At 58.1% G+C, this 15,164-nt stretch carries 13 protein-coding genes; 7 read left to right on the top strand and 6 right to left on the bottom strand.

Going from position 1 to position 15,164, the window contains the following annotated elements:
* The first annotated feature begins 101 nt into the window (after positions 1 to 101).
* Positions 102 to 1,811, top strand: coding sequence for a putative bifunctional diguanylate cyclase/phosphodiesterase (locus LG327_RS02120; RefSeq protein ID WP_404365249.1), 1,710 nt, complete (start codon positions 102 to 104; stop codon positions 1,809 to 1,811).
* Between the two features lie 80 nt (positions 1,812 to 1,891).
* Positions 1,892 to 2,875, top strand: coding sequence for a helix-turn-helix domain-containing protein (locus tag LG327_RS02115; RefSeq protein WP_404365247.1), 984 nt, complete (start codon positions 1,892 to 1,894; stop codon positions 2,873 to 2,875).
* 72 nt (positions 2,876 to 2,947) lie between these two features.
* Here the strand turns inward: LG327_RS02115 and LG327_RS02110 are convergent, their stop codons facing one another.
* Both LG327_RS02110 and LG327_RS02105 read right to left on the bottom strand, forming a co-directional pair.
* The gene (locus LG327_RS02110; RefSeq protein ID WP_404365245.1) at positions 2,948 to 6,037 is read right to left on the bottom strand and encodes an efflux RND transporter permease subunit; all 3,090 of its coding nucleotides are present in this window, start codon (positions 6,035 to 6,037) and stop codon (positions 2,948 to 2,950) included.
* Positions 6,037 to 7,164: an efflux RND transporter periplasmic adaptor subunit gene (locus LG327_RS02105; RefSeq protein WP_404365244.1), complete on the bottom strand. Its 1,128-nt coding sequence runs from the start codon at positions 7,162 to 7,164 to the stop codon at positions 6,037 to 6,039. Before LG327_RS02105 ends, LG327_RS02110 begins: the two co-directional genes overlap by 1 nt.
* 267 nt (positions 7,165 to 7,431) lie before the next feature.
* Here LG327_RS02105 and LG327_RS02100 point away from each other — a divergent pair, with 267 nt between their 5' ends.
* On the top strand, positions 7,432 to 7,938 hold the full coding sequence (locus LG327_RS02100) for a J domain-containing protein (RefSeq protein ID WP_404365242.1): 507 nt from the start codon (positions 7,432 to 7,434) through the stop codon (positions 7,936 to 7,938).
* Between the two features lie 10 nt (positions 7,939 to 7,948).
* Here the strand turns inward: LG327_RS02100 and LG327_RS02095 are convergent, their stop codons facing one another.
* Positions 7,949 to 8,725, bottom strand: coding sequence for a secretin (locus LG327_RS02095; RefSeq protein ID WP_404365241.1), 777 nt, complete (start codon positions 8,723 to 8,725; stop codon positions 7,949 to 7,951).
* Between the two features lie 199 nt (positions 8,726 to 8,924).
* Here LG327_RS02095 and LG327_RS02090 point away from each other — a divergent pair, with 199 nt between their 5' ends.
* The 3 genes from LG327_RS02090 (at position 8,925) to LG327_RS02080 (ending at position 11,711) form a co-directional block, all read left to right on the top strand.
* Positions 8,925 to 9,065 carry a hypothetical protein gene (locus tag LG327_RS02090; RefSeq protein ID WP_404365239.1) on the top strand — a complete coding sequence of 47 codons (141 nt, stop codon included), beginning with the start codon at positions 8,925 to 8,927 and terminating at the stop codon, positions 9,063 to 9,065.
* A 29-nt stretch (positions 9,066 to 9,094) separates the two neighbouring features.
* Positions 9,095 to 10,165: a 3-deoxy-7-phosphoheptulonate synthase gene (locus tag LG327_RS02085; protein ID WP_404365237.1), complete on the top strand. Its 1,071-nt coding sequence runs from the start codon at positions 9,095 to 9,097 to the stop codon at positions 10,163 to 10,165.
* Between the two features lie 103 nt (positions 10,166 to 10,268).
* Positions 10,269 to 11,711 carry a dihydrolipoyl dehydrogenase gene (locus LG327_RS02080; RefSeq protein ID WP_404365236.1) on the top strand — a complete coding sequence of 481 codons (1,443 nt, stop codon included), beginning with the start codon at positions 10,269 to 10,271 and terminating at the stop codon, positions 11,709 to 11,711.
* On the opposite strand, the gene LG327_RS02075 is transcribed toward LG327_RS02080, so the two are convergent.
* Complete coding sequence (locus LG327_RS02075) at positions 11,634 to 11,963, bottom strand: DUF2061 domain-containing protein (protein WP_404365235.1); 330 nt, start codon at positions 11,961 to 11,963, stop codon at positions 11,634 to 11,636. The genes LG327_RS02080 and LG327_RS02075 overlap by 78 nt on opposite strands.
* 217 nt (positions 11,964 to 12,180) lie before the next feature.
* Between LG327_RS02075 and LG327_RS02070 the strand changes: the two genes are divergently transcribed.
* Positions 12,181 to 12,654 (top strand): Dps family protein, encoded by a 474-nt coding sequence (locus LG327_RS02070; RefSeq protein WP_404365233.1) that lies wholly within the window; start codon positions 12,181 to 12,183, stop codon positions 12,652 to 12,654.
* A gap of 57 nt (positions 12,655 to 12,711) precedes the next feature.
* Here the strand turns inward: LG327_RS02070 and LG327_RS02065 are convergent, their stop codons facing one another.
* Positions 12,712 to 13,842 (bottom strand): geranylgeranyl reductase family protein, encoded by a 1,131-nt coding sequence (locus LG327_RS02065; RefSeq protein WP_404365231.1) that lies wholly within the window; start codon positions 13,840 to 13,842, stop codon positions 12,712 to 12,714.
* A 1-nt stretch (position 13,843) separates the two neighbouring features.
* Positions 13,844 to 15,160: a class I SAM-dependent methyltransferase gene (locus LG327_RS02060; RefSeq protein ID WP_404365229.1), complete on the bottom strand. Its 1,317-nt coding sequence runs from the start codon at positions 15,158 to 15,160 to the stop codon at positions 13,844 to 13,846.
* Between the last annotated feature and the right edge of the window lie 4 nt (positions 15,161 to 15,164).

The raw sequence follows: 15,164 nt of genomic DNA, 5'->3' as shown, positions 1-15,164 counted from the left end.
GAAAACTCAGTGTCTTTTGCATTATCTGGCCAAATGCGGCTGCGCTGGTTATCTAGACTGGGGTAACGAAGCTCACGCGCAGCAGATTGGGGAGTGCAGATATGGCGGACACCATGGTCCGGAACCACGAATTCCGTTCTTTTGTGGACCAGCTTCCGAAAGCGGTCATGATGACTTCCGAGGACAGACTCATCACCTACGTCAATGCTGCATTCCAGGACATCACAGGTTATCGCAGCGAGGATGTTATCGGAAGGCAGCCATCCATGCTCAGCTCAGGGCTGCACAATGAAACTTTCTACGCCAGAATGTGGCTAACCCTTGGGGACAGCGGTCGCTGGGAGGGATTGATCTGGAACCGCAGGAAAAACGGTGAAGTCTATCCCCAGTGGCTGACCATCTACAGCGTACGGGAGCCTGGCCACAGGTTCTTTTCCGCGGTGTTCATGGATGTCAGCGAGCTGACACGGCTGAATGAGCCCCTGGCCACCATGGCCTATTACGACCCCCTCACGGAACTGCCCAATCGCGTCCTGTTCATGGAGTTTCTGGAGGCCCGCTTGCAGCAGCGCCAACAGAGCGGGAAAACCTTCGGGGTGTTCTTTGTGGACCTGGACTACTTCAAGTCAATCAATGATCTGCATGGTCATGCCGTGGGGGACCAGGTGCTATGCCAGGCCGCCCTCAGAATCCGGTCAATGCTGCGCAATGATGACATTCTTGCCCGGCTGTCCGGAGACGAGTTCGCCGCCATTGTCGAGCTGACAGGTGCTGGCGAAGACATGCCCGGCATCTGCGAGCGCATGATCAGCGCATTTCGCAAACCGTTACAGGTAGATGGCAGGGAGCACTTCCTGTCGATTTCTGTGGGCACGACCCTTTTTCCCCGGGATGGTACATCTGGTCTGGAGCTGCTTGAAAAGGCGGACAAGGCGATGTACATGGCAAAGACCAGCGGCCGGGCCTGCTGCCGCTCGTTTGATTCCCGGCTTTCGCAGGACGCCCTTAACCGGGAGCGCCTGTCGGAGGCGCTGGTGGCTTCCCTGAAGGCCGCTCCAGAGGAGTTCAGTCTGGTTTACCAGCCCCAGTTTTCACTGGCTGACGGGGCTCTTGTGGGGATGGAAACCCTGATACGCTGGCAGCACCCTGAGTTTGGCCAGGTGCCTCCCGCAGAATTTGTGCCGCTGGCGGAAACCCGGGGCCTCATGCACTCCCTCACGGAACTGCTGGTGGATATGATCAGGATCAACCTGAGCGGCCTTTGTGCCGGCCAGGTCCCGCCGGGGCTATGCCTGTCGCTTAATCTTTCTGCCCGCCACATTTCGGACGACCGGGTTGATGGCCTTCTGCAACCTCTTTTCGACGATCTTGCCCGACTCGGCTGGATTCCGGAGGTCGAAATCACCGAAACCCACATCATGGACCTGTCACCCCCCTGCCTGGAACGTCTACGCCGGTTCGCAGAACTGGGCGCCAGAGTGGCCATTGACGACTTCGGTACCGGCTACTCCTCGTTGGCCTATCTGCACCGCCTCCCCGTCCATGTCCTCAAGATCGACCGTCGATTTGTCGCCCGGCTTGGCGGTGAAGAAAGAGAGGGCAGGATTGTCGAGGCCATTCTGGCCATTGCCGGTGCCCTCGACCTGGAGACTGTTGCCGAGGGAGTCGAGACAATGGCCCAGAAGGCAGAACTGACCGAGCTGAAATGCCCCCGGGCACAGGGTTTTCTGCTGGCGCGCCCCATGGTCTGGCCAGAGCTGGTGAGCCGAATACTTGACATGGATCAAGCAGACCGTGGAATCCGGGCCTGATAATGTTTCAGGTGCAAAATACGGACATGTTGCTACGTCCCGCTCCTGTATAACGTCGTTATTTGCGGGAGTAAAAAAGATTGTCCGACGTCATCGCACAAGGGCGAGAGCTCGAGGCTTATTCCCGGGTGATCAATGCCTCTCCTGGCCGTTTGATTGCGGCCCTCAGGTATTTTGGCCACTGCCCGGAGCTGGAGCTTTGCGTTTCACATCCCGGCCGTACCGTGGGGTCCCTGGCTTCCCTGGAAGTCGGGTCCCAGCGCATCTGTCACATGACTTCGCGAGTGCCTTTCTGTCTCTGCGGGCGAAAGAGCGCCGGAAGGACCCTGATGATGGTACGGTCGGGCGAGCTATTGCTCGAGCAGGAGGGCGCGCACCGCGAGCTCGGGCCGGGGGCTCTGGTATTGCTGGGGTCAAGGGAAAAGATTGCAGTTCGGGCCAGCAGTGAAACCAACGTCATCCTGATACAGCTTCCTGCGAGCGAAACGCTTGAGGCCGTTGGGACGGGCCCGGTTGCCGCAGCCAGAAAAATGGTCCCTCTTGTAGAGCATTATCTGGCCGCATCCCGGTATTTCAGAAACCACAGTCAGGCGGTCAGTGAGACCTGCGCTCTGACTGACAGACTGTTGCTGTGCCTCCGTGATCCTTCAGTGGAATGCCACCCGACTCCTGCAGCGCCGGACGATGAGCGTGCCCTGAAAGCCCTGGCCTGGATGCGGTCCCGGCCCCACTGGAAGTTCAATCTCCAGGAGCTTGCAGGTGTCGCGGGCGCCAGCCGGAGAAATCTGTATTATCTGATGAAGGCTGAGACGGGCATGACGCCCTATCAATTCTACCAGCGTTGCCGGCTCCTGCGATTCCGGGATGCCCTGATTACCTGCAGCCGCCCTGACCCGAAGATTTCATGGCATGCCAGTAGTGAGGGCTTTACTCACCTGGGGCGATTTGCCTCTCTCTACCGGGAGCACTTCGGAGAATTGCCGAGCGAGACTCTCTGCTGGCTTAACCAGCTCAACCCGGCACCCGTGTCCTGTCCGGTGGAAGCCTGTCTTACCTCTGACTGAGCAGTCGACGTGCCGGGACAGGGAAGCCCGGCTTCCCAGGTCATGCCGCGCGTTTCTCTCCTGTCAGCACGCTCAGTGTGCAGACGCGCCTTTGCCTTCCTGGTCACCGGTTTTCTGCTGTTCGTCCTCACCGCCTTCCACATGTTGTCGGGCAAGTAGTATATAGAACGCCGGCAGCACAAAGATGGTAAACAGGGTGCCGATACCCAGGCCGGTTGCGATGGTCAGGCCGATGGCGAAGCGGCTTTCCGCTCCAGGTCCGACCGCGATTAGCAGCGGGACCATGGCGAAGATCAGCGCCAGGGATGTCATGATGATGGGGCGCAGGCGGATGGCCGCCGCCTCGATCACTGCGTCCCTCTTGCTCAGACCCTTCTCCCGCTGCAGCTGGTTGGCAAACTCCACGATCAGGATGCCGTTTTTGGACACCACGCCGATCAGGGTGATCAGACCCACCTGGGTGTAGATATTCATGGTGGCGAAGCCAAGAACAATGAAGGCCATGGCCCCTGCCACGGACATGGGAACCGACACCAGGATGATGAACGGGTCCCGCCAGCTTTCAAACTGTGCCGCCAGAACCAGGTAGATCACCAGCAGGGACAGGAAGAAGGTCACCGCCAGTGCTCCGCCTTCCTTCGCCAGTTGCCGGGTCTGGCCGGTGTAATCATAACTGAAGCCCTGGGGCATGATTTCAGCGGCGATTGTTTCCATGAAGTTCATGGCATCGCCGGAGCTGACCCCTGGCTTGGGCACGCCCTCCAGGGTGAGCGAATTCAGCTGATTGAACTGGGTGCGCTGGGACGGCTCCACATCTTTTTCGAAGCTGATCACGCTGCCCAGAGGGACCAGCTCTCCGGTGTCGGCCCGGATATAGTAGTTATTCAGGGACTGCTCATCAGGCCGGAAATCCCGCTCAACCTGGGGGATTACCTGATAGGAGCGGCCTTCCATATTGAAGCGGTTGATGTAGCCGCCACCCAGCATGCTGGACATGGTGCGGCCTACGTCCTGCATGGACAGCCCCAGGTCTGCCACCCGGTCCCGGTCCACCTTGACCCGCACGACCGGCCGGTCAAACTCGATCGACTTTTTCAGGAACATGAAATTGCCGCTTTGCATCGCCTTGCCGAGGAGCTCGTCGGCAACGCTGTTGAGCTGGTCGTAGTCCTCGCCGGTCGTTACAACGAACTGGAACGGCAGGCCGCCGCCGGAGCCTGGCAGAGAGGGTCTTGGGAAGACAGCTGTCTGCAAGCCAGTGACCTTTTTGAGCTCCTGGTCGAGCTGCGGCTGTACCTCGAACTGGCTGACCTCGCGCTGGCTCCAGGGCGCCATCTTGAATCCGCCGAATACCGCGTTGGGCCCGGTGATCCCGATAATCATGAAGTCTTCGTTGTAGCCCGGAAGTTCCGACATGCGACCCTGGATTTCATCGCCGTGTTCCACCAGGTAGTCCAGCGTTGAAGTCTGCGGGCCCAGCCCCTGATAGAACAGGATGCCCTGATCTTCTGTCGGGGCCAGCTCGGTCTGGCTCATGGCCACCATGAAGTAGATGGATCCCAGCACCACAAGGGCAAAGAAAATGACCACCGAGATGCTTTGCATACAGGCGCCCAGAGCCCTTTTGTAACCGTTGGCCAGGCCGGTGAATGTATGCTCGACCCTGTTTTCAAACCAGCCCGGGTTGCCGTGAGGTTTGAGCACTTTACTGGAAAGCATCGGAGAAAGGGTTAGAGCAACAATGCCGGATATCACTACGGTGCCCGCGAGGGTGAACGCAAACTCCGTGAACAGGGAGCCCACCAGACCGCCCATGAAGCCGATCGGTGCGTAAACAGCCACCAGGGTGGTGGTCATGGCAATGATCGGTGTCGCCATTTCCCGGGCGCCGTTGATGGCTGCGTCAAAACGGGACTCACCGGCCTCGATATGCCGGTGCACGTTCTCCACCATGATGATCGCGTCATCCACCACCAGACCGATGGCCAGTACCATCGACAGAAGTGTGAGCAGGTTCAGGGAAAACCCCATCATGAGCATGAAGAAGGCGCCACCTATGAGGGACAGTGGCACCGCAACCGACGGCACAATGGCTGCTCTCAGTGAACCCAGAGTCAGGAAGACCACGACCAGAACGATCAGTATGGCTTCGATGAGGGTTTTTATGACCTCGTTGATGGAGTCCTCAATAAAATCGGAGGCGTCGTAGGCCAGCTTTACACTGAGGCCCGAGGGCAGCTGCTGTTCGATGCCGGGCAGTTCGTCCTTGACCAGACCGGCAACTGTCAGGGGATTGGCGCCAGGAGAAAGCTCAATAGCCACATAAGTGGCAGGCTGGCCCTTGTAGAGTGCCAGCTGATCGTAGGTCTGGGAGCCAAGTTCAACTCTGGCAATGTCTCTCAGCCTTATAAGGGTGCCACCAGACGACTTCACCACAAGATCCCTGAACTGGTCGGGATCCCCTACGTCGGTGTTGCTGGTCATGCTGATTTCGACGTATTTGTCTTTGGTGTTGCCAACCGCTGCCTGGTAATTATTGCTCAGGAGAACTTCGGTGACTTCCTGTGGCGTGAGATCCACTGCCGACAGCCGTTCCGGGTCCAGCCAGACCCGCAGGGCAAATTCCCTGCCCAGAAGGTTCGCCTTGCCTACACCGGGAAGTGCCTGCAGCTTTGGCTGCACGACCCGTGTCAGGTAATCGGTGATCTGGGGAACCTCCAGCTCAGAGCTGAAGAAAGCGATGTACATCAGTGCGGTGTCATCGCCGGTTGTGGAGGTGATGACCGGATCCCGCGCCCGTTCCGGAAGCACGTTGCGCTGGCTGGCCACCTTGGCCTGGATTTCCGCCAGAGCGGCGTTGGCGTCGTAGTTCAGCTCCATCTTTGCGGTAATGACGGAGCTGCCCTGGGAACTGGTCGAACTCAGATAGTCAATCCCGCTGGCCTCGGCTATGGCCTGTTGCAGCGGGGTGGTGATGAAACCCTTGATAAGCTCCGAACTGGCCCCCGGGAAAGCCGTGCTGACGGTAACCGTGGTGCTTTCAAGCTGGGGATACTGGCGGATTTCCATTTCCATGGCCGCCCGGGCTCCGAGCAGGAGGATAAGCAGGCTGACCACCGTTGCCAGCACCGGCCGGTGGACGAATATATCGGTAAATTTCATCAGTCGGAGGCCTCATCCTGAGTCGTGGTATCGCCGCCAGCCTCGTTTTCGGCCTCTTCCTGGATTTCCACCCTCTGGCCGGCCCGCAGTCGCAGCAGCCCTTTGGATACCACCTGCTCGCCTTCCTCCAGTCCTTCGACAACAGCGACCCGGTTATTGCGGGTCTCTCCGGTGGTTACTGTCCGTCGCTTCACCACCAGCTTGCCCTCTTCGTTCTCCTGGACCACAAAAACGAAATCCCCGTAGGTGTTGTAGGAAATGGCGGTCCTCGGCAGGGTGACCAGTTGCCGCGGCACCGGCTGCCGGGTCTGGACGGTGGCGAACATGCCGGGTTTCAGCAGTTTGTCCGGATTGGCCAGAGTGGCGCGGACACGGACAGTGCGAGTCTCCGGGTTTACCGAGGAGTTGATGGCGCTCACTTTTCCAGTAAAGGTCCGGTCTGGCAGGGCGGCTACTGTCAGAACAACTTCATAGCCTATTTCCAGGTTTGATATCTCACGCTCCGACAGGGTGTAGTCCGCATAGATGGGGTCGAGCATGTTGATTTCGACAATGCTGGAGCCAGGGGGAAGGTATTCCCCCTGATCCACCATCCTCAGGCCAACAATCCCGCCGAAGGGTGCCCGGATGATTTTCTTGTTTAGCTGGGCTTCCGCTTCGTTGACCCTGGCCCGGGCTGCGTCAAAGTTGGCTTCGGCTTCGTCATAGCGGGACTGGGACACGGCGCGGCGGGGCAGCAGGTCGGAGGCCCGCTTGAATTCCTGTTCTGCCAGCTGTGCCTCGGCCCGGCGGGTGCGAAGCGCAGCCTCCTCTATCTCAGCATCCAGGCGTATCAGGATATCTCCCTTTTTGACGGAATCGCCGGATTCGAAGCTGATGGTTTCCACCACCCCTGCCACTTCGTTGGCCACACGGATGCCATTGACAGCCTCAAGGCTGCCAACAGCCTTGATGGCCGGCACCCAGGATTCTGTTGTGGCTCTGGTTGCGGAAATGGCTGCGGGAGGCTGGGGCTGGGACATCTGCTCCTGCATCTGCCCGAACTGATAGAACTTGTAGCCAAAGATGCCGCCAAGAACGACGCCGAGAAAAATGATGACTATGACAAAACGGGAGGCAGTTCGCATGGGTCAGATCCTGAAAACAGATGTCCGTAAAACAGTGTCGTGATTCCGGAGAGACAGCACTGGCCTGGCATTAAAGAGGAGACGAAGTATAGCGCAAACATAGCTGGCTACATAACAGCTCACCGCCTGTGACACGGAAATGTCAGCAAAGACCTGTATCCTTGAGTAATCCGGCATATGGACTGTATCGCCGGATCTGGCATTATGTCCGCTGCCACATGAAAAGCCGTAGCTTGTACGAAAATCGCCTCGAAAAGGACCAACCGCATGCAGTTGATTCTCGGTATCGTGCTCACGGTACTGGTGTTTCTCATCCTCAGGCACTGGGCTGACCTGGCGCCGGGAAAAAAGAAGGCCACAACCTGGAAAGCCGGGCTGCTGGTGCTGGGTCTGATCCTGGCATTTCTGGTACTGACCGGGCGGATGCATGTCCTGGTGGCTGCCGTGGCGGCACTTCTGCCCCTGGTGAAAAAGCTGCCCGCATTGATGCGTTATCTTCCGTTTCTCCGGCGGCTCCATGAAAACTACAGGGGGGCCGGCAGTGCCGAGGCAGAGACTGGCGGGCCCCAGGGGCGCCATGTTGCGGCAGCGGCGATGAGTGCCAGTGAGGCCTGTGAGATTCTCGGGGTGGTTCCGGGCTGCACTGACGAGGAAGTGGTTCTGGCTCACCGACGGCTGATGCAGAAGATGCATCCTGACCGGGGTGGTACCGACTATCTCGCCGCCAGGATCAATGAGGCCAGAAATACGCTGCTGGGTGGACGGCGACGCTGAGCGGCAAGGCTCAGAGAACTTCAACCCGGACTTCATAGAACTGGCTTTCCTGCCGGTCGCCTCCGACCCGGTAGGTGATCCCGGATCGGTTGCCGGCCTCGGTGCTCTGGCTGCTTCCCAGCTCCACCCATTCTCCGGTTTTTACCCGGCGGACCGTCACCACGGCTTCAGTTTCATAACCGGCAAACTCGTCTTCCGGGTCATTCTCAAAGGACACGATATTCAGCTCGACCATCTGGTCGGAAATGACTTGCGGGCTGACCAGAAAGCCGCTGCGGGTCTCTACCTGGCCGAGGATGGCGCCGGGATTCAGCCCTCCCTGGATGGCGATGGGCAATGTCCGAACCTGTCCGGAGGTAATGTGGGCAGACTGCCCGTCCTGGATGACCAGGCTGCGCTCGTGGTTTTTACGGGTGGTGGTAACGCGCCGTTCACCAGTGATTTCCACTTTTCCGTTGTGGGCAGAAGCGCCTCCACCCTGGGCTCTGGTGTCCCGGCTGCTGCCTGATCGGACGGTGATTCTGAGTTGCGGCGTCGCCACGTCCATTGTTTCGATCAGGCGGCCTAGTTCATCCAGTATCCGGGGCTCTGCCCGAACGGTCATCTGTTGGCCGCGGCTGGTGATGGTGACCTGGTTGCCCGGGTACAGTTCCCGCATCTGCTGTGCCACATCGCCTGCTGGCCGGGCGTCCAGGGTATAAGTGCGCACCTCGGGATCCGCAGCCAGAGGCGTGGCAAGGACAAGAGCCACTGACAGCAACAGGTAACGTGCAAGACAGGTAATCATTGAACATCCTTGGCGGGTCGCCTGGTGTATGGCCCAGTCACCTTGTGCGGCCTGGCTGACAAATTGGTTGCAAACCGGAAACACAGCGTTATAGTAAAAAGCATGAAGATAAAACACGCAGCCTGTCAATTGAATGTTACGCAAGCTTTTCGCCTCGTGGCGGCGGCAGGCTCTGCTGTGTTTTTCTGGTGGTCTGATTTTGGCTTTTATTTTAGCCAGAAACCGGGCCATCCGTAAGAACCTTCACAAGACTCAATACGAGGAAGGCGGCCCGGCAGAAACCCAGGCTGCCACCGGACTCGAAAAGCCCCGACTGGTAGCCCAGCCGGGGCTTTTTTGATTCTACACAGGGAAATGGGAACAACGATCATGAACATGCCTCTGAGCCCGGAGACAACAGGCAGAGCAGACGCCCTTTCAGCCACAACCCCTGAAACAGCGTCCTCCCAACGGGAAACCCTGCTGCCAACAGCCTTTGGACTGCAGGCGGAACTTCCTGCATCGAAGCGGCTGCGAAGCCGGATCGACGGCCATCGGGAGGCCATAAAACGGATCTTTTCCGGCGAGGATACCCGGACACTTGTCGTTATCGGGCCCTGCTCGATCCACGATGAAGTTGCCGCTCTGGAATACGCTGAGCGGCTGGGCCGGCTGGCCGGAGAGATCAGTGACCGGTTCCTGGTTGTCATGCGGGCTTACCTGGAAAAACCCCGAACCACCGTGGGCTGGAAAGGGCTGCTTTACGATCCCGAGCGCACAGGTGCCGGCGACCTAGCCCAGGGCCTGGTGCGATCGCGTCGCCTGCTGCTGAATCTGGGGGAAATGGGGCTGCCCCTGGCAACAGAAGCCCTCAGTCCGATGGCGATGGATTACCTGGGGGATCTGGTGAGTTGGACCGCCATTGGCGCCCGCACCACAGAATCCCAGATCCACCGGGAGATGGTCAGCGGCCTGCCCATGCCAGTCGGTTTCAAGAACGGCACCGATGGCAGTGTGGCAGCAGCGGTCAATGCCATGAAGTCCGCTGCTCACTCCCATCACCGGCTGGGCGTCACCAGCCAGGGCGCACCTGCCATGATCACCACCGCCGGCAACAGACACACTCACCTCGTCCTGCGGGGTGGGCACGGCGTGACCAATTACGATGCCAGCAGTATTGGGGAGGCGGTTAAGGCCCTGACTGGTGCCGGTCTGCACACTGGGGTCATGGTGGATTGCAGTCACGACAATGCCCGGAAGCAGCCGGCTCGCCAGCTGGACATAGCCAGGGACGTGATGGCCCAGAAAGCCGCAGGTAATGCCAGCATTCGCGGCCTCATGCTGGAAAGCTTCCTGCAGCCCGGCCGTCAGGACGATGGCCCTGACCTGATCCATGGCTGCTCCCTGACCGACCCCTGTATCGGCTGGGAACAGACGGAGGCGCTCCTGACTTCGCTTTAACGCCCCCAGGTAGAGCCCCGGGGCTTGCCTGCAAAGCCGAAGCTTGATACCACTGAAAGCAGGAGTTCCTGACGGATTCAGACTGTTTACCGGGAGAAAAGACGTGGAAAAGCGAAAAGTTGACGTTGCCATCATCGGAACAGGAACAGCCGGAATGGGCGCCTATCGCGCGGCCCGGAAGTATACCGACAATGTTGTCATCATCGAGGGCGGCCCTTACGGCACCACCTGTGCCCGTGTTGGGTGCATGCCAAGCAAACTTCTGATTGCCGCTGCCGAAGCCGCCCACGACATGCAATCAGCGGATCTCTTTGGGGTTCATGCCGGAGAGATTCAGATCGACGGGCGTGCAGTCCTGGAAAGAGTCCGCCGGGAACGGGATCGTTTTGTGAGTTTTGTCCTGGAATCCGTGGAAAGCTTTCCCGATGAGCACAAGGTGCAGGGCCATGCCCGCTTTGTGGATCCTCACCATCTGATGATTGATGAGCGGCTGGAAATCGAGGCCGAGCGCATCGTTATTGCAACCGGCTCTCGTCCGAATGTGCCGGAATTTCTCAGAACGGCGGATGACCGACTGATCGTTAACGATGACCTGTTCGAACTGGATGAGCTGCCGGAATCTGTCGCAGTGTTTGGTCCCGGGGTGATCGGTCTTGAGCTGGGCCAGGCCCTTAGCCGTCTTGGTGTACGGATTCGCATGTTTGGCGTTGGCGGCGTTCTGGGACCCATACAGGACAGGGAGATCCAGGAATACGCGCTGAAAACCTTCAATGAGGAGTTCCCCCTGGATCCGGACTCGGACGTCACCGGCATAAAACGTACAGAGACGGGGGTGGAGGTCACTTTCAGGGATCGGGAAAAAGGTGAGATAACCGAAACCTTCGACTACCTGCTGGCGGCCACCGGCCGCCGTCCCAATATTGACACGCTCGATATCCAGAATGCAGATGTGGAGCTGGATGACATGGGAGTGCCGAAGTTTGACCGTTACACCATGCAGTGTGGCGGGAGCCATATCTTTATTGCCGGGGATGCCAGCAATGAGCTGCCGCTTCTCCATGAGGCTTCTGATGGCGGGCGGATTGCGGGGGACAACGCCGGCGGTCGCCATGAGCCCCGGGCCGGCCTCAGGCGCACGCCTCTGGCCATAGTCTTCACCAGCCCGCAAATTGCTACCGTCGGACTGACCATTGATCAGGTGGATGAGCGCTGCCAGGGCTGTTACGAGGTTGGCGAGGTATCCTTTGAAGGCCAGGGACGCAGCCGGGTAATCGGCAGGAACAGGGGCCTGTTGCGGGTATACGGAGAGCAGGGTAGTGGTCTGTTCATGGGTGCTGAGATGTTTGGTCCGGCGGCCGAGCATATAGGCCACCTGCTGGCATGGTCGGCCCAGAAGCGAATGACCGTCAGTGAGATGCTGGAGATGCCTTTCTATCACCCGGTAATCGAAGAAGGCGTGAGAACGGCGCTAAGGGATCTGGCTCACAAGCTTCACATTGGCCCTGAAATTGTCGACCGGTGCTCGGAGTGCGGTCCGGGTAGCTGATGAGCCGTTAATGCCCGGGGCTGGCGTTTTTGCCTCAAATCTTTTCCAGAATCTCTCGTGGAAAAAATAGGCGACTGTGTTGATGGCAGGCTCCACCAGGGCTATCAGGCTGCCAATCAGCAGGTCGCCAGTCAGCAGCCAGACGACCGTGAAGGCCACGGTGAAATGGGTAAGGGCGAACGTCATGGTTTTGATCAGGGAATTATCACCCTGATTCTGGTGATTATGCACGAACAGCTTCAGCGCACTCATGGCCCACTCCGATTTTAATGATCCCGATGTCATTAAAGAGCAATTGATAATCATTTTTAAGTAAATTGTTTTTCGATTTGCGATAGCCTTAGTCTATATTTATCCTGAAATGACGATGGTCTGGGACTATCGACGCCATTACTGGTCCGAACCTGCAAAAAACCAGTAAACTCCCGGGGTATATCCATTTAAACCTTTGAATCCCGGGAGAAATACTATGGGCACGAATTTTATCGGACTTGATACCGTTAAAACTCAGAAACTGGCGGATGATCTCAATACCCTGCTGTCCAACTATCAGATTTTTTACATGAACGTCCGCGGCTACCACTGGAACATCAAAGGTGACAATTTCTTTGAGCTGCATGTGAAATTTGAGGAACTCTACGATGACCTGTTGCTGAAGATTGATGAAATCGCGGAGCGGGTTTTGACTTTAGGGCACCGTCCGGCCCACGCCTACAGCACTTATATCGAGAGATCTGATATCCCCGAACGCAAGGATGTTCACAGTGGCAAGGAAGCAGTGCAAAACATTGTTGAAAGCTTTGCCAGCCTCATCCGGAAGCAGCGCGAGCTGTTAAGCCTTGCGGGGGATGCTGAAGATGAAGGCACGGTAGCACTGATGAGCGATTACATTTCCCAGCAGGAAAAGCTGACGTGGATGTATCGCAGTTATCTTGGCCAATAAAATTCAGCCATAAAAATGGCGACCGGGGGTCGCCATTTTTATGGATTTTTGCCGAATTCAGGCCTGTGCGGCTGTTTTCAGAGGCGGCACTTCCTGATGCAGGAACCATTTCTCGGTTACTACTTTGCGGGTGAACCAGTGGGAACGCATAAGCCCGCTTGCCAGGGGCAGCTTGACCCAGTCCGGCAGTTGCCAGCTGGAGCGTTCGTTCAGGGCCCGGTTGCCAAAGCGTTCTGAAATGGCCTGGCCATACGTCTGCAGGCTCCCTGCAGAGAAATCCCGGGCATCGCGTATCACGTCCGCAGCCATCAGGGCGGATTCAATGGCAGGCCGGATGCCTTCTCCGCTCTGGGTATAGGCGAGTCCAGCGGCATCACCAATGAGCATTACTCCGTCATCCACCAGCGGCCTTTCTGCATGGGCGTATAGCAGATAGGCATGGCCCTTGAACCTGCCCGGCAGGTCGGAAGGTATGCGCCCCTGCTCCTTCATGTCTTCCACAAACCGGTTCAGATGCTCAGTCAATTTGTGATTGTCTTCCCGGCCCAGGCCGATGTTGAGGAAGTTGCCCTTGCGGAAAACCCAGGCATAGCCCTTGAGATCCCGGCAGAACCAGAGTTCCGGCCGTTCGCCTTCCGCCTGACAGACTTCGGCCTGCTCCGGTGTCATTTCAAACTCCACTTCTTTTGCGGCCACCACGGTTTCATGGCCGCCCGGCCCTTCGCCGAGCTTTTTCGCCACCGGGCAGAAGTGGCCCCCGGCGCCAATCAGCAAAGGAGCTTCCCAGGTATCGTTGATGATCCAGCTGCCAGACTGCCTCTCAATGGACTTCACTGGGGTCTTGAGGGTCTTGTCAGCCCCGACCCGGGCGAGCAGGTAATCGTCGAATTCACAGCGCCGGATGCCGTAGCTCACAGTCTGCTCATGATCGTTCTCCACCGCCGACTGGCCCATCATGCCGATCCGGAAACCATTGATTGGCTGAAGGGTGCGGCCCTGGCGGTAATCCTCCAGGTCAATACCCAGGCTCTCCATGACGGCCGGAGTCACCCAGCCGGCGCAGGTCTTGTCTCTGGGAAACTCCTGTTTGTCGATGATCAGAACCTTTTTGGCGGATTTCTCGAGAGCCCAGGCCAGGGTTGAACCGGCCGGTCCTCCCCCCACGATAATGACGTCGTAGTGCTCCATCTCAGGTCTCCTCCGGCGCGGCGGGCTTGCCGTAGATGTGCCGCCGGTTCTGTGGCAGGGCATTGTTTTCGCCAGGGGTGAATACCACCTGGAACAGCTGCAGGCCGCCAGCCCGGAAAGCAGCAATGGATCCGGCAAGATACATCCGCCAGGCCCTGGTGAAGTGCTGGTCGTAGAGTTCGGTGACCTTGTCTTCGTGCTGCTCGAAGCGCTCCATCCAGTGCTCCAGAGTGCGGGCATAGTGGAGTCGCAGGTTTTCCACATCCAGCACGGAAAAATTGCCTGTTTCACAGATTTCCATGAATTCACCGATGCTGGGCGGGTAGGCGCCCGGGAAAATCCTTTTCTCGATCCATGCATTCATCAGCATGGGCCGGTTGCGACCGATGCTGTGGACCAGAGCCATACCATCTGGTTTTAGCGCTCTCTGGATGACCCCGGCAAATTCGCCATAGCTGCTCTTCCCCACATGCTCCAGCATACCCACTGAAACAAAGGCATCATATTGGCCGTCAATGTTTCGATAGTCGTCCTCGATATAGTCGATCAGATGATCGAGTTGCTGGCGTCTGGCCTCTTCCCGCGCGAAGGCAATCTGCTCTTTTGAGATGTTGTAGGCGTGGACCCTGACGCCGTATTCCCGCGCCATGTATCTGGCCAGTCCGCCCCAGCCACAGCCGGCCTCCACCACTGTCTGCCCCGGTTTCAGCTGGAGTTTACGGCAGACATGCTCAAGCTTGGCCAGTTGGGCCTGCTCCAGACTGAGGTCATCTTTTTCGAAGTAGGCGCAGGTGTACTGCATTTCGGCGTTATCCAGCCACAGACTGTAGAACTCGTTGCCAAGGTCGTAATGGTGGTGGATGTTTTCTTTGGCCTCGGCGAGGCCGGTGGAGCGGGGATTGTGGCTGCGCCAGAGCGCGTCCAGCCATTTCGGCCAGCGTTCCCGGACGTCATTGACCGAACGGAAGAGTTCGGTCATCAGGTCGGGGAGGTCTCCTTCCACGTCGAGCCGGCCGCTGCTGTAGAGGTCGCCAAATGCCAGGTTGGGATTGCTGACCAGCTGGTAGAGCGCTTTTGGGTCCTTCAGATGCAGCGTGAATCTGACCTCGCCTTCATCCGGAGCGACCATTTCGCCATTCCAGAGCTGGAAACGCACCGGGGGAGAACCTGCCATGCGCAGAAGTTTGCTCAGTAGCCAGCGTTCATGGCTGTGAGGCGACCGGTCAGTCTGCTGCTCACTGAGCGGGATTGACAGAACGTGAGGCTGCTCCTGTTCCGTGCTGCTGATGGATTCCACCTTACTGGTGCTTTGACTCATGGAT

Source organism: Marinobacter sp., from assembly GCF_044799475.1.
GTDB lineage: Bacteria > Pseudomonadota > Gammaproteobacteria > Pseudomonadales > Oleiphilaceae > Marinobacter.
This window is presented reverse-complemented; position numbering and strand designations above follow the sequence as displayed.